The sequence below is a fragment of the Dolichospermum sp. FACHB-1091 genome (assembly GCF_014697585.1).
Taxonomy (GTDB): domain Bacteria; phylum Cyanobacteriota; class Cyanobacteriia; order Cyanobacteriales; family Nostocaceae; genus Dolichospermum.
Map to the genome: position 1 here is coordinate 49474 of NZ_JACJSB010000020.1, position 23112 is coordinate 72585.

A 23112-nucleotide genomic window follows, 5' to 3' on the forward strand; every position below is an offset into this window, starting at 1 on the left:
ACTGGTTTGTTTATATTCATCAGGAAAGTGATGCCAGAGAGGGAGCCATCACTTTCCTGATGCTGAAAAATCAACTTTGATGCAGTTGAGTCATACCAACCTGGCAAAAAATAATCACTTTCCGAATATTACCGCACTTAAAATATAGTAAATCTATGACAAACAACCCGACTTCAAAACAGCTTAACTTAGCTGATATCCAAGGTTTAATTGTCCGTGGCTATAACATGGATGTTGTACGCTATTTTGTTCTCTGCGTTGATGATGCAACCAAGGCAAAACAATTCATTTGTGATTTGATAAATGGTGAATCACTTAAAATAACCAGTGCAGAGCAATGGAATATAAAACCAAGTTATTGTTTAAATATTGGATTTACTTTTGAAGGATTAAAAGCTCTCAAATTACAAGACGATGTTAATCAAGCATTTAAACATGGAAATTATCAGCCATTTAGAGAAGGTGCTATTGATCGAGCTAGTGCAATAGGTGATACTGAAGAGAGCGATCCTAAAAATTGGATAAACGGGTTAGAACAAAAAGATAAAGCTCATATTTTGCTTTTGCTTTTTGCCCAAGATGGGGATACTCTAAGTAAGAAATCTGTTGAATTACGAGATAAGTTTGAGAAACAAAAAATCCAAGAATTAGGTTATTTTGACGGGGCAAAACTTCCTGATGAGGATGGTAAACCCAGTGATATGATTCATTTTGGCTACCGGGATGGAATTACACAGCCGAGAGTAGACGGTTTTCCTGCAAAGGATGGCATTCCATACGATGGACAGCCTGTTATTCCTGCTCATGAGTTTGTCTTAATTCATACAACAGAACCACCGTACGCACCATACAAGGTACCAAAACCACTTGAATTGGGAGAAAATGGGAGTTTTGCGGCTCTTCGAGTGCTAAAACAGAATGTAGAAGGTTTTGAAAAGTTCCTTCAAAACCAAAAAGACGTAATTAATCCAGAAACTTTGGCTGCTAAAATGTGTGGTCGCTGGCGTAATGGTGTACCTTTAGACCTTTCTCCAGAGCAGGATGAACTTGAGCCACCAATTAGTTACGAAAAATTCAATAGCTTTGATTATAAAGAAGATCCAACTGGATTGAAATGTCCCATTGGTTCACATATACGGCGCAATAATCCTCGTATCACACCAACAGCAATCGGAGACCCTAACTTACGTCGGCTTATACGTCGGGGAATACCGTATGGATCAGCTTATGATCCTCAATCTGCTGATCCTCAATCTGCTGATGAAGAAAGGGGACTGCTTGGTTTGTTCATCTGTGCTAGTCTCGGAGAACAATTTGAATTTGTTATGAAAGACTGGGTTAATAGTGGCAATTTTGCTAGCTTAGGCGATAAGGTTAAAGATCCTTTGCTCGGTGCTAATAACCCTCAAGACAGCAAATTTGATATTCCATTGTCGCCTCCGCCTGATAAAAAATCATTAGAAATAAAGGGATTTGAGCGATTTATTATCACTAGAGGAGGTGCTTACTGCTTTCTCCCTAGTATTACCGCTCTAAAATACATGGCTGGATCAGAAACAACTGCAAGTTGAATAGTGAGAGCGAACCGAGTCATAACTTTGTCAGAAACTATCTATAACCTTTGTCTGAAGGCTATTGGCAGAGCTATCACCTGTTTCTAGAAAGAAGAGCGATCGCACTTCCTACATCTCCAAAATGCGATCGCCCTACTTATCCCCAAGAGCGATCGCTTATCTTTCATCAAAGTCATTTTACCAGAGAGCGATCGCTACTTCCTGACCCAACAACCCCAAGGCCTACCTCAGCCATTCTGGGACATCCAAATCAGAAAGCTCAAAATTTGATCAACTGGTGGTACTGGATAATCATTCAAGTCAATGGTTACTGTTTGTCCTTCTAGTTGGAGAAACCGCCAAACCGTACCACTTGTCACCGTTCCGTAAATTGTGGAAATCGGCTGCTGCTTCTGTTGATTAAAGCGTTGTGCTGCTACCATTTCGGCTAAACATTGTCCCAGTCCTGGTTTTAGGTCTTCTTTTTTCGCTTCCACCAAAACCACTGCCGGGGCTTTAATATACAATTGCTCTGGAGAGCGACTAATCAGAAAATCAACATAACCCATCAAATCAACCTCTGGCTGCACGTTGAACTCTTCACCGGAAAAGACACTAATTTGTCCATGAAGCTGACGTTTGACTTCTAGTAAAACGGGATTGATAATGCCTTCAGAACGCGCTTTTTCACTACCTACTGCAACTGCCCAAGGTATGGTTTCTTTCAATGTATCTTTGAGCAAAGAACTCGGATTAAATGGGGAAATCTCTGGTAGAAAGCGATCGCCTTCAACAATTGTCAGTTGAAAATCATCTACAGCTTTACTCAAAGTAAATTTACTATAAGGCATAAAAGTTTTCTCGATAATTGGTAATATAAAGATATTTTACCGAAAAGCGATCGCCTTGATAATGGGAAATTGAGGGCTTGACACTACCCATCGTAGACATCGCTGACAAAATTTTGAGTATTTTAGCTGATTGACAAAAGCTATTTTATAGGAAGTTCGATCGCACTTCCTACATTTCCACAATGCGATCGCCTGTTTAGAGATAGCTTACATTATTATCTAAATATAAAACCAGAGGACTATCTGCTGCTGAGAAGAGGGATTCTTCTAAATAAGTTGTACAACTTACCCTTTCTTGACTATAACTAATTTTATTTACGGTTTTCTAATAAATGGGAGAGACTGAAAAATATATCTTGATTATCTTGATTTCCAGCCTCCCTAAAATTAACTTAATTCCAATAAACCTTGATAACCTGTGACAATTCTATTACCATCTTTGAGAATGTGAACTTCAATTTGATCACTAGCCCAAGTAATTTTATCTGCAAATTCTGGGTTAAAGATATTTACATTTTGATTACTAGAAGAAACGGGAGAATCAGGAGAATTAATTGCTAGAGATTTGACATAAGGACCATCAATCAAAATATCTAATTCTGCTAATAATTCTTTGGCACCTGGAGGGGCAGAATTAGATTGTAATTGCTGGAGTGTAAAACCGGTAAAAGACATAATATTTAAACCTGCTGCTTTTAACTTTTTGGCTAAAATTGTTAATGCAGGTGCTTGCCAAAATGGTTCACCACCGGAAAAAGTTACACCCGTATTATGGGGATTTTTGAGAATACTTTCAGCTAGGGTATCAATAGCCACTAAATCATTAATCTCAAATGCCCAGGAGTCGGGATTAAAGCAACCAGAACATTCACGATTACAACCCTGTACCCAAACAACAGCCCGACAACCTGGTCCATTAACCTCCGATTGGTCAACATAACCCATAATATTAAGATAGCCGGGGGGAATATCCGCGAGTCCTAGAGATGGGTTCATGGGCTTGGTTTCCATCTTTTGTCAACTCCTTTTCAACTTTTCCTATTACTTGCTAATATAGCGATACTCTGAAAAACTGTTTAGATTTCTTCAGCAAGTCCTAATTAACAAAGAACTTGATATAGATAAATTTCTCACAAGAGGTGAAACTTACTGAGTTTCATTCAAGTAAAATCCCTGTCAGACAAGAGTTTTAAAAAGCTGACTACTAACCGCTGACCACTGACTGCGATAAGATCAACAGAATTTAACTTCCATAAACGATTAGCAATGGTATTATTCAAGTATTACAAAAAGTAAAGGGCGATTTTACTATGACCAAAGCACCTGTTGCTCCTGTGGTGCTAGTCATTCTAGATGGATGGGGCTACTGTGAGGAAAAGCGAGGAAACGCTATTATTGCTGCCAAAACTCCCGTCATGGACAGTTTATGGGCTGCCTATCCCCACACCCTCATTCGCACATCAGGAAAAGCCGTAGGGTTGCCAGAAGGTCAAATGGGCAACTCGGAAGTTGGTCATTTGAACATTGGCGCTGGTCGAGTCGTGCCACAAGAACTGGTACGGATCTCAGATGCTGTAGAAGACGGTTCTTTAAGGGTCAACCCAGCCCTGGTGAAAATTTGCCAGGAAGTTCGTTCCGCTAGTGGCAAGTTGCATCTAGTGGGGCTTTGTTCTGATGGGGGGGTGCATTCCCATATTACCCATCTATTGGGACTACTTGACTTAGCGAAGGAACAGCAACTTTCAAAAGTTTGTATCCATGCGATTACTGATGGCCGTGACACGAAACCAAAAGATGGGATCAGGTTCATCCAGCAACTAGAAGAATACATAGAGCATATTGGTATTGGTGAAATTACTACTATTAGTGGTCGCTATTATGCCATGGATCGTGATCACCGCTGGGATAGAGTTCAACGCGCTTATGATGTAATGAGAACAGACGGTACGGGCAATGGACTCTCGGCTGGAGAGATATTACAAACATCCTACGCTGAAGGTATTACTGATGAGTTTATTCTCCCCGTCCGTCTGCAACCAGGGGCGATAGAATCGGGTGATGGGGTAATATTTTTTAATTTCCGTCCTGACCGTGCTAGAGAACTAACTCAAGCTTTTGTCAGTAAAACTTTTAACGGTTTTGAAAGACGGCCAATTTTGCCGCTTTCTTTTGTAACTTTTACCCAATATGATCCAGAATTACCTGTTTCTGTGGCTTTCGAGCCTCAAAACCTGACTAATATTCTGGGTGAAGTTATCGCTAACCGTGGTTTAAGACAGTTTAGAACTGCGGAGACGGAAAAATACGCTCATGTCACCTATTTCTTTAATGGAGGAATGGAGGATGCTTGTGTAGGAGAAGACCGGGAATTAGTCAGTAGTCCAATGGTCTCTACTTATGATCAAGCTCCGGGTATGTCAGCACAAGCTGTGACGGATGTAGCGATCGCTGCTATTAAAAAGGGCATCTATTCTCTAGTAGTGATGAACTATGCTAACCCTGATATGGTAGGGCATACGGGACAAATCCCGGCTACAGTAACAGCTATTGAAACGGTGGATCGTTGTTTGGGTCGTCTGATTGATACAATTGGTAAAGCTGGTGGTACGGCAATTATTACTGCTGACCACGGCAATGCTGAGTATATGCTAGATGAGGGCGGTAATCCTTGGACAGCGCATACTACCAACCCAGTTCCTTTAATCTTGGTAGAGGGTGAAAAGGCCAAAATACCGGGATATGGAACAAATGTGGAATTAAGAAATGATGGCAAATTAGCCGATATTGCCCCAACTATTCTGGATATTTTACAAATATCCCAACCCCAAGAAATGACCGGGCGATCATTACTGAAAGCCGCAGAATATGATTTACAATTAACTCGTACTCCTGTACAGGTGGGCTTGTAAAATTGTAAAATGTTAGTTTAGTCCTGGCGGTTTCTAACCGCCAATTTAGCTAAATCCCTTATTGTCTGATGACTTCTTATCACCAACATTTCTAATATGGCAATTACTAACATCGTACAAGGTATTTGGGCATTTTCCGCCCTTGGTTTAATTGTTCTGGTTTTGTTACATAGTCCTAAAGGTGACGGAATTGGTGCTATTGGTGGACAAGCACAATTGTTCACAAGTACCAAAAGTGCCGAAAATACTTTAAATAGAGTTACTTGGGCGTTAACGGTGGTTTTTATGGGTTTGACTGTGGTTTTAAGTGCTAATTGGTTGCCCAAGTAGTTGTGAATGAAAATGGGGAAAATTACCCAAAATCAACGATTTTGGCGACGGTTAATGGCAGTTCTGATTTTAGCAATAAGTACAGGACTGTTATTTATTTTTACTGATTTTTCAGTTAATGCTGTTTTCAGGGAACAGGAGAGAAATTTTCAATTATCTAATGCTCTATCTGTTCTTGAAAAACACCATGCTTTACCACCAACGCTGGTAAAATGGCACGATAAAACAAATAGTGGTGATTATTTTGATCAAATCAAATCTACTAAAGTTGGTTATTTAATTTGGTCAAGTTTTCCGGTAAAGGTGAATATAGAAACACCAAAAGATATTGGTGAAAAACAATCACAAATATGGGTTAATAATGTTTTAAAAGCAGTTGAAGAATGGAGTATTTATTTACCTTTACAGGTAGTAGAAAAATCTGATATTGCTGATATTAAAATTATTCGTAAAGTGCCACCTTTACAACGTGAACCTAATGGTAAGATATTACGGGCGCGTTCGGCTTTAACTACTTATGATTTATATACTGCAAATAATATTTTATCTCACAGGTTTACAATTTTGTTGAGTCCTAGTCAAACTGGTGAATATGTACTATCAGCAGCCCGTCATGAACTTGGCCATGCTTTGGGAATTTGGGGTCATAGTTTGTCACCGACTGATACTATGTATTTTTCTCAAGTTCGTAACCCACCGTTGATTTCTGTTAGAGATGTAAATACTTTGAAACGGATTTATGAACAATCTACAGGTCTGGGTTGGTCTGTTGTGGGGAAAGATTGAATATTATAAGATAGTTCTTCCTCGTCGGTTCTATGATAACAGATTTTTCGCTTAGTGTCAATACCTTATACTTGACAATTTGCCAGTTTGGAGGCTGTTAAAACTCTTTAGTGCAAACTTCATTGTCAACAGCCTCTTGATTTGATTAAACTCGGCGCAGATTCATTAGTTCTTGAGGAGAGGCCAGCATATCAATGGCTACAAAGAATATTTTTCCTTCAGGATTGATCAAAAACCGCCAAGAAATGTTCATACCGACAGTAACACCAAACCAAGGAGTTTGGACGATTCCTGTAATTTTCAGTTGCTTAGAACCGTCTGGTTGCACTTCACAGATACCTTGTTGCGGCATCATGTTTAGTCCTTGTGCTTCTTCGCGCATATATTTAGCGATCGCTTCCCGGCCAACAATGGGCTTTTGGAATGGTGGTTGTAGCGCACCGTCGGTAGTAAATAGCGCAATAGCAGCATCAAAATTATCTGCATTCATGGCTTCAATATAGCCTAACACAGCGGGTTCTGTAATACCGTCAATTTTCACCGAGGAAATGACTGGAGTTGTGCGTTGGAAAGCAGGTTCTGTAGCTGCTTTGGGATAACTACTAGGACCGAGTTCAGAAGTATCAAATCCCATATCTACTACAGTATTCCGTAATACGGTAATTTGCTGACCTGGATCAAGTTTTTGTGTAGCTTCTAATACAAATTTTACACCAGGAGACATTTGATAACCAACGGGAATAGGAGTAATAATCCCCTGTTTCATCAATTCTCCTAATTCATACCAGAACGCTAGTTTAGTATTTACACTGAAGAACCCATAGGAACGGCTAATAGGAGTATCAGCGCGACTGGCTAAATCCCGCATAACTTTTGTTTGTTCTTCGCTGGACATTTGCTTAATTTGACTCAGCAAACCCTCGGCTAATTGTAAACGTGCTGCTCCTGGTGCTGCGGGAGTAATAGTTTTACCCATTTCAGTATAAGCGTACCAAAGATAAGCTAATTTATCATCAACGTTAAGTTGATCAAACAAGGCTATAGTTGCGGGAATTGGACTAGGAACTTGAGTATTAGAAAAAATAGTTTGAGCAGACTGGATAGTTAATGCCACAATTGGAATCTCCAAGATTATGTGTTTATTAGTCGCTATGAAAACTTAAGTTAAAAATGTTGATGATGAACTTAGGTTTTATGTAAAGTAATGTAACGGAAATCTTAATTTTTGTAAAGACATGGAAATTACGACTTGACAAAATAGATTAAATATGGTTTTTTAGCATAAATGAATAAATAACAAATATCTTCCTCCTCTAGAAGTAGCTAGAGTTAGGTGCAGTTTTCTATAACCATTGTCGAGACGTTCCATGAAACGTCTCTGCTAGAGGTGTTTATTGATTGTCAAGGGGGGATAATGAATGACATTATCTAAACACCCCAACTCAGTGTTAAAGGTCGCTGTGCGAGGACTTGATAATAAAGCTGTTCTAATTGGGTGATGTTATCATTCAGGGTATAACGTTCCAATACCCGCTTTCTGGCTTTTTGTCCTAGCAATGTTGTTAATTCTGGATGATCTTGAAATAGTGGTAAGAGAGTTTTTAACTGCGATCGCACGCTCCTAGTATTAATTGCTACACCCGCTCCCTGTTCTAAAACTTCTCCGTCAGCGCCGACATCAGTAGCTAAACAGGCTAAACCACAGGACATTGCTTCTAATAGGGATAGGGATAGACCTTCTACCAAAGAAGGCAAAATAAATACATCAGATCCCCGTAAAATTTCGATGCGGCGATTTTCGTCAGCGATAAATCCTAACCAGATGATCCCATATTCAATCCCATAAAATGACTCTAAAGAAGGTTTTAATGGACCATCACCGACAATAAGTAATTTTGTATTAATTCCCATATCTGACTGTTTCCAAGCACGCAAGAGAGATTCAACGTTTTTCTCCTGAGCGATTCTTCCTTGATACACAAATAATCGTTCAGCGCCAAATTCTGCTTTAATTTGGGAATGTCCTGGAGAATACTTAATAGTATCTACACCATTAGGAATTACAGCAATTTTGTTTTCTCGTACCCCCATATTTGAGAGTAATTCTCTTTGAATTTGGGAAAAAATAATTACGCGGTCATAATGATCTAAAAAAGGGGCATAGAGTTGATAAGCTAGGAGTTGGGTACTAGATAATAGTTTTGCTCCTTTACCTGCAAATGGAGTGTGAAAAGTTGCAATTAGGGGTAAATTTAATTCTTCGCAAATTTCTGGTAAAACGAAGTCAAGAGTTGATAAAGTCAGAGAAGCGTGGACTATATCGGGTTTAATTTCTCTGAGGGAATCTTTCAAAACTTTAGTTGCTTTAAAAGAGGGAATAGTGTAAACCTGGGACTTGTAGATAAATGGTAGGGGAACTTCTTGAAAATTCGGCCAGTTGTCCGTGGTGGCTTCTTCCTGAGCGAAGTGTAGAAAACTAACCTCATGTCCTCTATCTAATAAGCCGTTGGTAATTTCTCGACTGTAGGTGACGTTACCACAAAAGGGCGTTTTTTTTCCAATCCAAGCTATACGCATTTTTTGGTTATCTATAAAAAAGGCGAGTGTCAACTATACTGTTTTGATTATGCAGTTGTGATAACAGAATTTTCGTGATGATAAAAATTCAGTTACAGGTAATTGAAAAACTAAATAATCGGTAAAATTAAAAATTCAATAAATAACTTTATTGATGATAAATATTAAAAAGTTATGAAAGATTTATTTTATCACAACTTAGTCAACTGATTATTGAGTTTATTTTCAACCAGGCAAATATTTTCTATTTGACTGGATTAAGTATAGCATAAATTCATGATTTTGATGCAGTTGTTGATGATTTAGCATCCTCAGATGTACCAGCATTGTACCAGGTAAAGAGACAGCCGCATAGGACGATGACGGCTAGGGTAAAAAATACTGCTTTTAAGCCGATAAAAGTTTCTGCTATACCTGCTAAAGCCAGGGGGAGGGAGAGAGCAATATTAATCACATTATTTTGCAGTCCAAATACCTTACCGCGCATAGCTGGGGGGGTTTCGGTTTGAATTGCGGTTTGCATGGGTATACCGACTAAAGAGCCAAATACGCCCACTAGGGCTATAAATAGGAGTACGGGTAAGAGTTGGGTTGTAAATAATGATAAACCAATTAAAGAGGCTGTCATGCCGATACAACCGCAAAAACTGAGTTGTTTGTAGGAAAAACGTTGACCAAATTGGCCGAGAATTGTCGCCCCCACAGCAACACCAACACCTGCGGAGGCTAGTAAAAAGCCGAATTGAGAGGCTTTGATATTAGGGATAATTTCTGCCATGCGAACAGCCAGAACAGTGAGGGCTGCAAAGACAGAAAATAAGATAATTAGTTGTAATAAAGCATTACGAACGCGATGATTTTCTTGAAGATAACGTAACCCGTCCCGTAGGTCCAAGAAAACGTGAGGAAATTCTGTCTCCGGGGGGTGAGGTTTTTCGTTAGTTTGGATTAATAATAATATTAACCCAGCGATCGCATAACTACCACCGACGAAAATTTCTTTTCCCAAGCCACCGTTACCACCTAATTGTATCCACAGTTTATCTGCTAATGCTAAAACTGGTTCTCCGACTGCAAAACCAACAATTACAGAAGCCATCATTGTTGTTGTATAAAGAGAATTAGCAGACAGTAAATCTTGTTCTTTTACTATTAAAGGAATGGCGGATTGTTCGGCTGGTGCAAAAAATTGTGTTAAGGTAGAAACTAAAAAAGTCACACCTAAAATAATCAAGAAACCCACTGGTAAAACTCCCACAGGCTGCCAATTATGAGTAAACCATAATAGGGCAGGAATGAGTAAAACCAGAATACCACGCCAAATATTTGATGCTACCAAAACAACTTTTTTTGACCAACGATCTACAAACACCCCAGCAAGAGAACCAAATAATACTGCGGGAATTGTAAAGGCCATCATTAAAGCGGAAACCCAACCGCTAATACTTTGATCACTAGCTTGAAACTGGCTATTAATCAAAGCGATCATTAATACTAAATAAACTTTATCAGCTAATTGACAAAAAACTTGACCTGCCCAAAGAGCCAGGAAATTCTGATTTTTTAATACAGGTAAAAAACCTGCTTGTTGATGATTTTTTGAATCTTGACCTCCCGAACCACTATCCATTATTGGTAAAGTTTCTGGTATTATTTCCGTTGCTACTGAGTCCTGATCCTGATCACAATTAATTTTGCCATTTATCTCGGTAATTTCTAGTGATTTAGGGATATCAGTCAAGGGAATTTCTGATGTGAAATTTCCAGATTCAGAAATATTATTGAGTGACATTTCTGAACTATGAATATGACTTAGTTTAGGTGAAGAAGCAAGATTATGATCTGATGATCTATGGTTTTTTTTAGCTTCGCTAGGTGAGTGAGTTCCGCTTTTTCTATCTAAATCAGACGATTGCATCATGGTTAGTGGCAAAATAAGAGTCAATCAAAGTGGCAGAGTGAATAAGTTGTCCTAAATGATACTGGACATACTGACGTAAAACTTGCTCAACAGCTAACCATTCAGAATAGTCGGCTGCATCTATTTGTATTATCTCTATTTCCGAGAGATGTTGAAGCATAAACAGTTCCTTTCCGTTCAACAGGTAAGAAACAATTGGTAACTCCTGCTGATAAAAAACCGTTTTATCACTAGGGTCAGAGGCCAAGGATTGGGTATTGGGAACATTTGTCTTTGTTTTTCCGTTCATTTTCCGATCTTCCCATTTTCCCTGCTCTATTTGCTGTTGCAAATTTTTCCAGGCCTCTAAACAAATTATCCCACCAGAGGGAATACTAAATCCAACTTGCCAATGGGGATTTTTCCAGTCTGGAGTTAAAAACCGCTGTGTTAAGCAACAAAATTCTACTTGTGGTCTTAGACCCGCTAAATTTAGAAGCTGAAATACACCTTGAACTAAAAAAGCAATTACACATTTCGTCTCTGTTCTGGGTATATCCTCTATACGCTGAATATATTTATTAAATAATTCATAAATTTCTATTTGGGGTTGTTCGCTTAAAGATTGACATAAGACTATTTCAGCTAAATATTGACTAGCAGCTAATTTACCCAAATTCTTAGATAAACCCGGATAATTTTTAATAGTTTGAGCCTCAATAATTATATCGAGATTTTTACCTGGAGAAATTAGTAATTCATTAATCACAAACATCCCCATTTTAGCGCCCAGACTGGAATTTTGTTTACGCGCCCCCGTCGCCACTGCCCGAATTAAACCAAATTCCTGGGTAAGAATTGTGACTATTTTATCCGATTCGCCCAGGGGCTGAGTTTTGAGATTGATACCAGTTGCTTTGTAGGTTTTACTCATTAGTTACTGGTCATTAGTAAAAAATTTTTCATATTATCTATTCCTCGACCGGGTTATTACGTTGACGAAGTAAATCTACACCACGGGATGTGCCTAATCGAGTCGCACCAGCTATAATTAGATCTAAGGCTTCATTGTGTGTACGAATACCTCCTGATGCTTTGATTCCTACCCGATCTTTTGCTATCTCTTTTAAAAGTTTAACATCTGCTACAGTTGCACCACCATTCCAACCTGTACTGGTTTTCAAGAATGCTGCACCAGCATCCATAGCCAATTCTGCTGCTATTTTTTTCTCAGTATCAGTAAGAAGACTGGTTTCCAAAACTACCTTAACAGGCTGTCCGGCTTCTTCGCAAATTGTGGCAATTTCCTGGTGAACTTCGTCTGTTTTCCCGGCTTTTAACCACCCTAAATTAATAACTACATCTAATTCAGTAGCGCCATTATCTACTGCTTCTTTAGCTTCATATAATTTCACGGCTGAGGTATTTGCACCATTGGGAAAGCCAATGACCGTACAAATTCGTGGATTTTTTTTATACAGTAGCTCTGCTGCTTGCTTGACATAGCAGGGATTTACACAAACGGAAGCAAAGTTATATCTATATGCTTCATCGCACCATTTACTTATATGTTCTGGGGTGGCGATTGGTAATAGCAGAGAGTGGTCAATAAATGGTGCAATATCAATATTTGGATAGTCTAGTGCCATCGTTTTTATTTTGGTGTAGAGTTTAATGAACTTTATAAAAAGTTAAAGTATTTCCTATATATTAAACTATATTAAACCACACAACATCGGAAACTGCTGTAATTGTTCAGATATGTATTTTTATGTTTATATTTCTCCTATCCCCCCGGATAGGATATCATGATACAAAGCGAGAGAAATAATCTAGGGACTTTCTAGGGTTCTCTCTCTATTTTATTTTGGTTATCTTGAGGAACTCATTGTGGTTGCAACCCCCGAAAAACTGCACGCTACCCATAGCCACGAGCATCTACCCAGCAAAGACCGTGTAGCCGTGTTACTTATGGGCTATGGTGAAGTCGAAAGCTACGAAGATTTTGCTAACTATAACGAACAAGCTTTGAATTTACTGACGGCTAAATTCGCTCCTGTTCCTACTTGGATTTATCCCCCTTTAGCCAAGCTTTTGGCATTATTTGATCGTCATGAATGGGGACACACACACCACGATTTTATCTCCCCACACAATGCCATCTTTGAAAGACAAAGAGCAGGTATTGAACACGAATTACAACATAAATGGGGTAATGGTGTTCAAGTTTTCAAAGCCTTTAACTTCTGCGCTCCCTTTTTACCAAATCAAGTTTTAGCCGAAATTAAAAATCAAGGTTTTAGCAAACTTCTGATTTATCCACTATTGGTTGTTGATTCAATTTTTACCAGCGGTATTGCTATTGAACAAGTGAATAATGCCCTGGTAGAATTAGCTGATGGTGATGAACATTGGATCAAAGCTCAAAGATATATTCCTTCCTTCTATAATGAGCCAAAATATATTGATTTAATGGCGCATTTAGTAGAAGAAAAAATTCATACTGATTTGGCTACAGGTTATTTGCCTTCCCAAATTGGTATTATCTTGATGAATCATGGTTGTCCCCATAAAGCGAAAGGCTTTACATCTGGGATTGATGAAAGTCAAGCCATGTATGAGTTAGTCAGAAACAAGTTAATTAACAATTATCCATTAATTTCTGTTGGCTGGTTAAATCATGATACACCACTAATTGAATGGACACAACCAAATGCTACCCAAGCTGCTCAAAATTTGATTCAATTGGGTGCAAAGGTAATTCTATTTATGCCCATTGGTTTTGCCACAGAAAATCATGAAACTTTGTTAGATGTCCACCACATTATTCATGATTTAGAGAAACAACATCCAGATGTAGATTATTTACAAATGGCTTGTGTGAATGATGATCCCCAATTTTTAGCTATGGCTGCTGAATGGGCAAATACACATATTGCAGAATTGATGAAAACTGAAGGAATGGCTGTTAATTCTCAATCAACTATTACTCATCACCATCATCATCATTAACTTAAACTACCCCATTTTTTCTTTTGGATCATTGAATTTTGAGACATGAGAAAACATCGTGATTAAAGGACTGGAATTACCAGGGTTTCAGGCATTTTCTTGCTCACGAATAATTTAGGATTGTTATATATTAGGACTTACACATGGACAATATCAACCAAATATGATGTATGGGTTTCGGGAATTTTAAAGTGATTTTTTGATAATTTTTGAGCAATAGCGAAGCGCTGCTGCAAGTAGTTCGCTATTGATCGGAAGTTAATCGCCAAAAGCCTGAAACGACGGACTTTAGTTCATGCACATCATGGTGAATTTGTACAGTGCATAAGTCCTATATATTTATCAAGATTTTCCGTTTATTTGGTAAGTCCTAATTATAGAAATTTTGGGATAGGCAATTACAGCAAATTGTCATCAAACCCGGAACAAGAACCCCACCCCCAACCCCCTCCAATATCAAAAGTTTATCCTTTTCTTCCCCCCGCTGCGGGGGGATTGAGGGGGGTGCGAGGAAGGGGCTAAGATGTACCTTATATGATTGGAAATCGCTGTAATTTCCTATCCCCACTTTTGCAAAACCCTGAAACTAACAACTTTTATACAGAACTTAGCGGAAACTAAGACTATGAATTTAATCTAAAATCTCATATCCACAATCAATTAATTTCTGGGTGGTGTCCGTCGTCTTTGCAGAAAATCAGGAATAGTCGGAGAGGGTTTGTCCTTTGGTGGTTCTGGAATTGGAGGAGGATTATTAACAGGTGGTTGCAGTGGTGCCGGTTTTCTGGTAGTAGTAGAAGCAGGAGTAGGTGTGACAACTCTAGGAGTAACGACAGTTTGCGCCGAAGGGGCTTGAATTTCCCCAGTAAAGCCAGTAGCAATCACAGTAATTCTGACTTCTCCCTGGAGTCTGTCATCAATTACCGCACCAAAAATAATATTGGCATTAGGATCAACCACTTCATAGATTGTTTCCGCAGCAGCATTCACCTCATGAAGAGTTAAATCACTACCACCAGTAATATTAAACACAACTCCTCTAGCACCCTCAATAGAACATTCTAGCAAAGGTGAAGAAATTGCAGCGATCGCAGCTTCTCTAGCTCTAGATTTACCTGAACTCACACCAATTCCCATCAAAGCCGATCCCGCATCAGCCATAACAGCCCGCACATCAGCAAAGTCAACATTTACCAATCCAGGAATAGTAATAATATCAGAAATACCCTGCACACCTTGACGTAACACATCATCGGCATAGCGAAAAGCTTCTTGTACGGGAGTTTGTTCAGGAATCACTTCCAACAGCTTATTATTAGGAATAATAATCAATGTATCAACTCGACTTTTCAAGCCTTCAATTCCCTGTTCCGCTTGGCTGGTGCGTCTGCGTCCTTCAAAGATAAACGGCCGAGTTACCACACCAACCGTGAGAGCGCCCATTTCCTTAGCTACTTCCGCGACAATTGGGGCAGCGCCGGTACCAGTTCCCCCGCCCATACCAGCAGTAATAAATACCAAATCCGCACCGTCCAAAGCGGTAGCAATTTCATCACGAGATTCCTCCGCCGCCTTTTGACCAATAGCCGGATTTCCGCCCGCACCTAATCCTCTAGTTAGCTTTTGGCCAATTTGTAGACGACTAGGAGCGCCCGCTAAAGTCAGGGCTTGAGCATCAGTGTTAATTGACCAAAACTCTACTCCAGATACATCAGACTCAATCATCCGGTTGACAGCATTACCACCGCCACCACCGACACCAATCACCTTGATATTGGCAACACGACCCGGAACAATTTCACCAATACCACGATTTTCAGAAGAAATTCTCTTGTTATCTTGACCTTGGGCAAAATTCAACGAAGAGTTATTAAAAGGATTAGTTGAGTTGACTGCTAGAGAGAACCCTGGTTGGTTTCCAGCTTGAGAGTTATAGATTAGCCCTTGGTTATTATCAAGTGTCATTGGATTTGTGAAAGGTAGATAAACGACTTTTATCCGTGTGATTCAGCTAAGAATCAACTATATTTTGACATTGCCAGAATTGATTGGCATATTTTTACTATTTCCCAGCTTACATAATTGCAGGCAATATTTAGTAATTTGTTACCAAATCAGGAATCGAATTTAACTAGTGAGATGAACTGTAGTAAAAGTTACATACGTAAGGCAGAATATTTACTACTTAGTTATATGACCTTATTTTTGACTAGTTATCAGGTAATACTACAAAAACCCTGTTTCTTTTATGACTCCTTTATTGGCGTATTTTTGAAATAATTAGCTGTATAGTTGACGATAGCAACTGATAATGTTCCTAACTCCCTGCCCCATTCCTCAAAAGTATAGTTCCAAAAAGCATAGATAAAGCATAGATATTGATTTATCTCATGCCTATCTCTAGACATAAAGCTGTTGGGACTACCTGCATCTAGAATATTCGACTGGTTATCAACCCTTCGCTAGGGTTTATTTAGTCCTAGTAATAATTTTTAATAACCTCCTGCCCTTTTTAGAGAATTTCTCAGACATTAATTTTACAAACCTTGGGATGATTTTTTAATTAGGGTTTGCTGAAAAATCATATATCTATATATTTCACACTCTTGGTCCTGAACGAAAGGAGATTCTTGACAGTTCACAACAACCTGCTGCCGAAGTAGTCTTATAGTTGCTTCCTGTCCGTTGGGAGTCTCCCAATGCCATAAGGCGACTGTTTTTATTGTGGCACAAATTATGTAAAGCCGTCCTAGAAGCAGGGCGTTTTCATTCTCGAAATTTGCGATAAAATTAGTTACCTCAATTGCTAATTAAAAAAATGTCAGCAAGTTGTTACCCACCTAAACTTTATAATCGTAATAATCGTAATACAGATACTTCAAGCCCGGACAGCTAAATTTTGTGATGGGGGGATTTTGTCCACTAAAATTAATTATACAAATTAAATGCAGTACAAAGCGTAATATCTCCGACTTCTAGTATTGAATAAGCACTTATTATCACTATTGACACCGTCCAATAATAAGTCGGAGATTGGGTTGATCTAGCTGAATACATAACACTTAAGCTTAAGTAGGTTGGCGTGAAAAATTGTCGTTATGGTGAGGGAACAGGGAACGGGGAATGGGGAACAGGGGAGAGGTTTTGGGCAACTTTACTTTTCGTTACTTATGTCGGTTTTTTTTCGTTCACCTACTTACCTTTAACGTATTAGTGTTACGTATTCGGTTTTGACGATTTTTTGGTATTTAACCCTGGTTTTTCTTGATTCATTTGTACTAATGGAGTAGCAGGATTTGTTATATCAATAAAATCCATATTACCAGGATTAACTTTAGTCCTTAAATGACGCATTTGCACAAGTACCTGAATTTGTTCAGGTAATTTGCTGCTAGGGCTACCTAAATGCACAATTCCTAATTCAGTTGTCAAAATTAAATTTGTGGGATCTTGAAAATCAATTTCCGTTACCTTTAGAGAACTTTGGTGAATAGCTTCATAAAGTTGAGTCCAGAATGGTCTGTATTGTGCGGGAGAACCAATCACCATCATCTGGGGTAATCGCGCTTGAGGATTAATTGACATATACTTAGCCATGGGCATCAAGATCCCACTAGCATCTAGTAAACCTAGTTCATTTTGCTTATTGGCAGCACTGTTATTTTCTTCACAAAACTTAACATCAGGGGACTTTCCCGGAGTAGAAGGTGTAACCGCGCAACTAGTGACCGGTTGCTTTTTACGTATTTGGGCTATAGCCACAGGGACTCGTTCCTGAATTTCAATAATTAAACCAGGTGGCAACAACCGACGACTAACGGTGGCATGGGCAATATTTGGTTGTTTCCTCAAAGAGTCTGCAATTGAGGAGGGTTCAATTCGCCATAGAGACTGGGGAGAAGATGCCCCCAATAGTGAATAAATATCCTTTTGTGTCAAAACCTGATCACCGGATTTTATAACTATTTGCTTTGAATCCCTTAATACCCATATTGGCTGGATTGCCACCCATAATAAAGCCGAAGCCATTCCAGTCACGGCAATTGTTCGCCAAATAACTTGAATAATTTTGATTTGTCGCTGACGGCGTAATTTCTGCCGACGTTGAGCTAAATTTGTCCGAGAAACTGATAATATCCCAGCCATCTGAACTCCTTGTAAGTAGCAATCGAATTTATTTTGTATATTGAGTTCGCTTATACGAGCAATCAAATTTATCCCATATAATGGGCATTTTCCAGAAAATTAGCTTTTGCTAACACCAGCCTACGGCCAGTTCGGTACAGCCTTTGGTTTCATAAATCTATATAGCAGTTCCCATGCTCGTGAGGTACAAAGTTTTTTAGTTTTAGGCAAGATGCAAGAGGGAATAAATTGGTGTGTACTTCATTAGATTGGGAAACGCTATATTAATTTACATAAATTTACATTGTAATTTTACTCTAAGTAGAGAGGGACAAAAAACCACAGTATCTAAAGAAAAGTAAAATTTCCCTCTTGCCTGTTATTGGTAAAAACAACAATTTTTCAAGCTAATCTATTCTGAGGATTGAAAAACATCATGAGTTTGTCTGGGAAGAGTATCCTGATCACTAGTTGACTCCGAAAAATTCACTAACAAAGCTTGTATTCGCATTCGGGCGATATAAGGCCAACCTCCCTCAGACTCAATATTTCTGAGCAATGAATATAGTCTTTGGCGATTATCGGGCAAATTTTCCTGAAACACTCCATCCCGAATTTCTCTGTGCAATTGTTCTAAATGACGTAACACAGCCAGTATAGCAATTACATCCCCCTCGTAGGTTTCAGTTATATTTTTCACCGCGCTAGAGATCGCCTTTAGTTGCCAGGATAAATCCCCACAGGCCAAATTTTGATCATGCTCCATGAAAAGTTCTACTCCATAAAACTAATAGGATAGTGGAAAAGTTCCTAAATTGATCAACAAAAAAGTCAAATATTGGAGTATGCACGGGAGCATTCCAGTTTGGAACTAAGCAGAAATACTCTAGAGTGCAGAATGTGTGTTACAATAAATATTCCCAAATAAAAAATACGATCGCCTAAAATCAAAGCGATCGCAATTTTCCACAAAGGTTAAAAATTATTATCGAGACAAAAATAATAATTATCGTCTCAAATTATTCCTTAGCCTCAGCCTTGACAAAGAAAAGAGCAGTGCGTGGTCCGATGTGAATACCACCACGGTGGTCGCTGCCCCACTCACTAATGTATTTTTGGTCATCACCACCTCTATGAACACAGAGGGTGTTCCTTCTTTAATCGCCAAAACGTAAGCCGTTGCTAAGGGTAAATCCCCATCATGAAATTTGCAATTATCAAACTGGTTAGGATCCCAAGTATCATGATTGCGAGCAAAGGTAACAGCATACTCACCAGGCAAGGCACCCTTGGTATCTGATTACTTTCACTCCCAACTTTCAAGAAAGACGAGGTGACTTTTGACTTCCGAACATATAACTTTCTGGCTATTCTTAGGTAACAAGAATCCTTGGTGGTAAGGTAGAGAAAGCTTTTCCATAATCTGTGCTGTATTACGGCAGGATTTGACCACTAGAGTGCTTTGATTTTGAGTTAAAAAAAGTCGTATGATCTGGCTGATTTCCTTGTCCAAATACCTTTATTGTATGTACTGGCAACACATACATAATCGCAAATGGATGCGGTTCACTGCTTAGTCTATGGTTTGAATTCTAGACTCAGAAACGCAATGCGTTTAAGTACGTTTAGTAAAGCAGTTTGACAACTTAGATATTAATTTTTGAGATTGAGGTTGACCATGAGGTATCGCGCTTTAATTGTTGCTTTTTTCGCTCTATGCTTGGGACTAATCACCGCGTGTAGTGATGCGCCCTCTACCAGTGTAAGTGATGTACTTACCTATGAACAAATTCGTGGCACTGGCTTGGCTAACAAATGTCCCCAACTGGCAGAAACTAGTCGTGGTTCTATTGCAGTTGATCCCAACGTAATATACTCCATCAAAGAACTTTGTTTAGAACCAACGAATTTCTTTGTTAAAGAAGAACCTGCTAACAAACGTCAAGAAGCAGAATTTGTCGCTGGTAAAGTTATGACCAGATATACTTCTAGCATTGACCAAGTACAAGGTAAGCTAACCGTCAACTCAGATAATAGCTTGACTTTTACAGAAGAAGATGGTCTTGACTTCCAAGCTATCACCGTTAAGCTTCCCGGTGGTGAACTAGTACCTTTCTTATTTACCATCAAAAATTTAGTCGCACAAACACAACCTAATTTAACTAGCATCAATACATCCACTGACTTTGAAGGAACTTTTAAGGTCCCTTCCTATCGTGGTGCTGCTTTCTTAGATCCTAAAGGTCGTGGTGTTGTTAGTGGCTATGATAATGCTGTGGCTTTACCAGCCCAAGCTGATGATGAAGAATTAACCCGTACTAACGTCAAGCGGGCAGAAATTCTCACGGGCAAAATTTCTTTGCAGGTAGCCAAAGTTGATAACACTTCTGGTGAAATCGCTGGGACTTTTGAAAGTGAACAACCTTCTGATACAGACTTGGGCGCGGGTGAACCTAAAGAAGTGAAGATTCGTGGTTTGTTCTACGGTCGGATTGAGCCTCGTGCCTAAATTACTGATTAAATATTTATACAACCTAATGGAAGTGTAAAAATCTGTCCAGATTTTGGTGAGTTAATCACCTAATCTACATCCATAGAATCGTGTATAAAATACATTTTGGGAAATACAAAATCAGAAAAATCTTCCAGTCCAATATATTTGGAGAATAGGCATCTTGCCTGCCCTACTGAAGAATTTATTTGTGGTATTCCCTTAACCAAGAAGCACATTACTAACAACGTGCTTCTTGTTTTTTTGGAAACTAGGGTTTGAGGGATAGAGCTTTATATTACGATATAAACAAAAGTAATCACAGTCTAAGGCTAATAATCATTAAATCTTCTCAAATTCTCCAGAAATATAAGTAAATCTCATCGTTAATTAATTTAATTGGGTACAATTCCGGTTTATTATTTAATTGTTATTTGTATATTTTCATTCTATAACGGTTGTTTAACTAACTACCAAACACACTCAATTTAATTGAGTAAAAAACACTAAAGCACTTTTATTAATATTAATTGTGCGAAATGAACCATTGAATAAAATTTTACACAGCCAATATTTTCTTTCATAGAGGTTCATATAACCTATCTAAATGGCTATTTGAATATAGTTCTGATGCCTAGAACAAGGAAAGGGTTAATCAACAGATTCCAAATTCACTTAAAAACTCAAATTTTATGTCTAATATAGCCACCGACGAACTAAAACATCAAATTTCACAGTTGTTGCGAGAGTACCAGCAGTCCCGCTCGGAAAAAGTTCGTAATCAATTGGTGGAACTTAATTTTGGACTAGTGAGAAAAGAAGCTTATTATTGGGTTAATCAGTGCCATGAAAGCTATGAGGATCTGCTACAGGTAGGTTTTATAGGCTTAATTAAGGCAATTGAGAAATTTAAACTTTCTCAGGGAAATGCTTTTAGTTCCTATGCTATTCCCTACATTCGTGGTGAAATTCAACACTATCTGCGAGATAAAAGCGTAACTGTGAGAATACCCAGGCACTGGCTAGAAATCCAACAAAAAGCTGTCGGGGTTTGCCGTTCTCTCAGCGAGCAGTATCATCGTCAACCAACGGATAGGGAATTAGCGACTGCATTAAGAATTTCTCTAAGTGAATGGCAAGAAATTAAATTAGCATTGATTAACCGCACCCCCTTGAGTCTAGATGTACCTATAAAAGATGGAGAAGAAGGTTCTACTTGTTTGGGTGAATTAGTCCCAGACCCGCAGTACCGCAGTTTTCAATTAGCCCAAGAAGATCAAATTCGCTTACAACAAGCTCTAGTTCAGTTAGAAAAACTGACTCGTGAAGTTGTTGAGTATGTTTTTTTTCATGAGTTCACCCAAAAAGAGGTAGCAGAACTTCTGAATATTAGTGTTGTAACAGTTTCCAGGCGGGTTAAGAAGGGGCTGGAATTGTTGAAAAATATCATGGGTGAGGGTTAGTAGCTCCTTAGTGGTTTGCTAACTAGCTAGTATCAATTACTCACAATTAATATTTCCTCAGTAATTTTTCTATGATAATGCGGCTAATTTGGGATAAAATACTCAAGGTAAGCAGGCAACAAAGACTACTTTTGGCATAAAGCCCAGCAGTAGCTAGACACGCTGTTACCCTGTGGACTGGACAGTACCGACACTTAGTTTATTAGTTTAGTTATATTCAGTCGTTTCTATAGGAGTCTCTTGAAGGACTGAGTTTGAGCCTGACTGAGTAAACCTATAAACAAATCTTGCTATAGTTTTTGAGAAGAGTTAATGGTTAAAAATTCTTATATTACGGCTATTACAGCTACAACTATTTTAACAACCTTATCGCTCGCTGGATGTACGATAGGTGACACACCAACTGCTAGTAATACTACTAGTCCCCAACCAACTACCCCGCAGAATACACAACCACAACCTTTAGCGCGAGCTTTGAATAATCCCATTGTGCCTGCTAAACTGGTAGGGAACCGTGAGTCTGTTGGCACTTTGATTCCACCGACTAACGGTGTGGAGCGATTGCTTGTCATACAGAAAGGACGAACAGATCCCTTTGGGCAAATTGTGGACTCAAGAACGAAAATCGTAGTTCCTACATTATCCCCCTTGCCTAGTGCAATAAACCCAAAACCAATAAAAACAACAGCAATTAAAGCGGCAACTAAACCAGTAACTCCAGTATCTAAGCTTAAGAAACCAAGCCAAATAAAGCAAAAACCGACAAAAAAACCTGTTTTACCACTAGCACCACAGCCGAAAATAGCTAGAGCAGTTGTTGTGACTGGTATAGTTTTGATTGGTGAAGTACCCCAAGCAATTATTAAAGCACCAAATGAACCAACCAGCAGATATGTACAACCGGGACAAAGACTGATGAATGGCGTGTTAGTGAAACGTATTGAAATGCGTCAAGACGGTAATCCCACCGTAATTTTGGAACAGTATGGGATTGAAGTTGTCAAACAGGTGGGGGAAAAACCTGTGGAAGAATCTAAACCTGTAACTAAAGCATCTGTTAGTAATTATATTGTGGTGTCAAAGCCGCAGGAAAATTTTGCCAGAGATTTATAGAT

At 38.8% G+C, this 23112-nt stretch carries 19 protein-coding genes; 9 read left to right on the forward strand and 10 right to left on the reverse strand.

All coding sequences use genetic code 11. The annotated features are described in order from the left end of the window. The first annotated feature begins 155 nt into the window (after positions 1 to 155). The gene (locus H6G25_RS13950) at positions 156 to 1571 is read left to right on the forward strand and encodes a peroxidase (RefSeq protein WP_190392996.1); all 1416 of its coding nucleotides are present in this window, start codon (positions 156 to 158) and stop codon (positions 1569 to 1571) included. A gap of 64 nt (positions 1572 to 1635) precedes the next feature. After that, positions 1636 to 1779 carry a hypothetical protein gene (locus tag H6G25_RS13955; RefSeq protein ID WP_190392997.1) on the forward strand — a complete coding sequence of 48 codons (144 nt, stop codon included), beginning with the start codon at positions 1636 to 1638 and terminating at the stop codon, positions 1777 to 1779. 22 nt (positions 1780 to 1801) lie between these two features. Here H6G25_RS13955 and H6G25_RS13960 read toward each other — a convergent pair whose 3' ends face one another. Both H6G25_RS13960 and H6G25_RS13965 read right to left on the reverse strand, forming a co-directional pair. Continuing rightward, positions 1802 to 2404 (reverse strand): hypothetical protein, encoded by a 603-nt coding sequence (locus tag H6G25_RS13960; protein WP_028089190.1) that lies wholly within the window; start codon positions 2402 to 2404, stop codon positions 1802 to 1804. 387 nt (positions 2405 to 2791) lie between these two features. Next, positions 2792 to 3415 (reverse strand): 4Fe-4S single cluster domain-containing protein, encoded by a 624-nt coding sequence (locus H6G25_RS13965; protein WP_190392998.1) that lies wholly within the window; start codon positions 3413 to 3415, stop codon positions 2792 to 2794. Positions 3416 to 3714: 299 nt separating this feature from the next. On the opposite strand from H6G25_RS13965, the gene gpmI reads away from it, so the two are divergent. From gpmI to H6G25_RS13980, 3 genes are all read left to right on the forward strand, one after another. After that, positions 3715 to 5313 (forward strand): 2,3-bisphosphoglycerate-independent phosphoglycerate mutase, encoded by a 1599-nt coding sequence (gene gpmI, locus H6G25_RS13970; RefSeq protein WP_190392999.1) that lies wholly within the window; start codon positions 3715 to 3717, stop codon positions 5311 to 5313. A 96-nt stretch (positions 5314 to 5409) separates the two neighbouring features. Beyond that, complete coding sequence (gene secG, locus H6G25_RS13975; RefSeq protein ID WP_028085271.1) at positions 5410 to 5643, forward strand: preprotein translocase subunit SecG; 234 nt, start codon at positions 5410 to 5412, stop codon at positions 5641 to 5643. A gap of 12 nt (positions 5644 to 5655) precedes the next feature. Beyond that, positions 5656 to 6429 (forward strand): peptidase, encoded by a 774-nt coding sequence (locus H6G25_RS13980; RefSeq protein ID WP_190393022.1) that lies wholly within the window; start codon positions 5656 to 5658, stop codon positions 6427 to 6429. A 145-nt stretch (positions 6430 to 6574) separates the two neighbouring features. Here H6G25_RS13980 and H6G25_RS13985 read toward each other — a convergent pair whose 3' ends face one another. The 5 genes from H6G25_RS13985 to deoC form a co-directional block, all read right to left on the reverse strand. Then, positions 6575 to 7543, reverse strand: coding sequence for an orange carotenoid protein N-terminal domain-containing protein (locus H6G25_RS13985; protein ID WP_190393000.1), 969 nt, complete (start codon positions 7541 to 7543; stop codon positions 6575 to 6577). 314 nt (positions 7544 to 7857) lie between these two features. After that, entirely contained in the window at positions 7858 to 9006 is a 1149-nt protein-coding gene (locus tag H6G25_RS13990; protein ID WP_190393001.1) for a glycosyltransferase family 4 protein, read from the reverse strand. 274 nt (positions 9007 to 9280) lie between these two features. Then, positions 9281 to 10924 (reverse strand): MFS transporter, encoded by a 1644-nt coding sequence (locus H6G25_RS13995; protein ID WP_190393023.1) that lies wholly within the window; start codon positions 10922 to 10924, stop codon positions 9281 to 9283. Then, positions 10911 to 11840, reverse strand: a complete 930-nt coding sequence (gene recO / locus H6G25_RS14000; RefSeq protein WP_190393002.1) for a DNA repair protein RecO — start codon at positions 11838 to 11840, stop codon at positions 10911 to 10913. The genes H6G25_RS13995 and recO overlap by 14 nt, the downstream gene beginning before the upstream one ends. Before the next feature lie 37 nt (positions 11841 to 11877). Beyond that, complete coding sequence (gene deoC, locus H6G25_RS14005; RefSeq protein WP_190393003.1) at positions 11878 to 12555, reverse strand: deoxyribose-phosphate aldolase; 678 nt, start codon at positions 12553 to 12555, stop codon at positions 11878 to 11880. Between the two features lie 241 nt (positions 12556 to 12796). Here deoC and H6G25_RS14010 point away from each other — a divergent pair, with 241 nt between their 5' ends. Further along, complete coding sequence (locus H6G25_RS14010) at positions 12797 to 13918, forward strand: ferrochelatase (protein ID WP_190393004.1); 1122 nt, start codon at positions 12797 to 12799, stop codon at positions 13916 to 13918. Positions 13919 to 14578: 660 nt separating this feature from the next. Here H6G25_RS14010 and ftsZ read toward each other — a convergent pair. The 3 genes from ftsZ to H6G25_RS14025 form a co-directional block, all read right to left on the reverse strand. After that, positions 14579 to 15883, reverse strand: a complete 1305-nt coding sequence (ftsZ, locus tag H6G25_RS14015) for a cell division protein FtsZ (protein WP_190393005.1) — start codon at positions 15881 to 15883, stop codon at positions 14579 to 14581. A 1251-nt stretch (positions 15884 to 17134) separates the two neighbouring features. After that, positions 17135 to 18064, reverse strand: a complete 930-nt coding sequence (locus H6G25_RS14020) for an FtsQ-type POTRA domain-containing protein (RefSeq protein WP_190393006.1) — start codon at positions 18062 to 18064, stop codon at positions 17135 to 17137. Between the two features lie 391 nt (positions 18065 to 18455). Next, complete coding sequence (locus H6G25_RS14025) at positions 18456 to 18809, reverse strand: hypothetical protein (RefSeq protein WP_190393007.1); 354 nt, start codon at positions 18807 to 18809, stop codon at positions 18456 to 18458. A gap of 912 nt (positions 18810 to 19721) precedes the next feature. Here H6G25_RS14025 and H6G25_RS14030 point away from each other — a divergent pair. The 3 genes from H6G25_RS14030 (at position 19722) to H6G25_RS14040 (ending at position 23110) form a co-directional block, all read left to right on the forward strand. Further along, complete coding sequence (locus tag H6G25_RS14030; RefSeq protein ID WP_190393008.1) at positions 19722 to 20552, forward strand: photosystem II manganese-stabilizing polypeptide; 831 nt, start codon at positions 19722 to 19724, stop codon at positions 20550 to 20552. A 674-nt stretch (positions 20553 to 21226) separates the two neighbouring features. After that, positions 21227 to 21997 (forward strand): RNA polymerase sigma factor SigF, encoded by a 771-nt coding sequence (locus H6G25_RS14035; RefSeq protein WP_190393009.1) that lies wholly within the window; start codon positions 21227 to 21229, stop codon positions 21995 to 21997. Between the two features lie 312 nt (positions 21998 to 22309). Continuing rightward, entirely contained in the window at positions 22310 to 23110 is an 801-nt protein-coding gene (locus H6G25_RS14040; RefSeq protein WP_190393010.1) for a hypothetical protein, read from the forward strand. Positions 23111 to 23112 lie beyond the last annotated feature (2 nt).

Bases quoted from the DNA above. Each gene is read 5' to 3' on its own strand.
- H6G25_RS13950 (WP_190392996.1), top strand. From the start codon at position 156: ATGACAAACAACCCGACTTCAAAACAGCTTAACTTAGCTGATATCCAA.
- H6G25_RS13960 (WP_028089190.1), bottom strand. From the start codon at position 2,404: ATGCCTTATAGTAAATTTACTTTGAGTAAAGCTGTAGATGATTTTCAA.
- H6G25_RS13965 (WP_190392998.1), bottom strand. From the start codon at position 3,415: ATGGAAACCAAGCCCATGAACCCATCTCTAGGACTCGCGGATATTCCC.
- gpmI (WP_190392999.1), top strand. From the start codon at position 3,715: ATGACCAAAGCACCTGTTGCTCCTGTGGTGCTAGTCATTCTAGATGGA.
- secG (WP_028085271.1), top strand. From the start codon at position 5,410: ATGGCAATTACTAACATCGTACAAGGTATTTGGGCATTTTCCGCCCTT.
- H6G25_RS13980 (WP_190393022.1), top strand. From the start codon at position 5,656: ATGGGGAAAATTACCCAAAATCAACGATTTTGGCGACGGTTAATGGCA.
- H6G25_RS13990 (WP_190393001.1), bottom strand. From the start codon at position 9,006: ATGCGTATAGCTTGGATTGGAAAAAAAACGCCCTTTTGTGGTAACGTC.
- H6G25_RS13995 (WP_190393023.1), bottom strand. From the start codon at position 10,924: ATGCAATCGTCTGATTTAGATAGAAAAAGCGGAACTCACTCACCTAGC.
- recO (WP_190393002.1), bottom strand. From the start codon at position 11,840: ATGAGTAAAACCTACAAAGCAACTGGTATCAATCTCAAAACTCAGCCC.
- deoC (WP_190393003.1), bottom strand. From the start codon at position 12,555: ATGGCACTAGACTATCCAAATATTGATATTGCACCATTTATTGACCAC.
- ftsZ (WP_190393005.1), bottom strand. From the start codon at position 15,883: ATGACACTTGATAATAACCAAGGGCTAATCTATAACTCTCAAGCTGGA.
- H6G25_RS14020 (WP_190393006.1), bottom strand. From the start codon at position 18,064: ATGGCTGGGATATTATCAGTTTCTCGGACAAATTTAGCTCAACGTCGG.
- H6G25_RS14025 (WP_190393007.1), bottom strand. From the start codon at position 18,809: ATGGAGCATGATCAAAATTTGGCCTGTGGGGATTTATCCTGGCAACTA.
- H6G25_RS14030 (WP_190393008.1), top strand. From the start codon at position 19,722: ATGAGGTATCGCGCTTTAATTGTTGCTTTTTTCGCTCTATGCTTGGGA.
- H6G25_RS14035 (WP_190393009.1), top strand. From the start codon at position 21,227: ATGTCTAATATAGCCACCGACGAACTAAAACATCAAATTTCACAGTTG.
- H6G25_RS14040 (WP_190393010.1), top strand. From the start codon at position 22,310: ATGGTTAAAAATTCTTATATTACGGCTATTACAGCTACAACTATTTTA.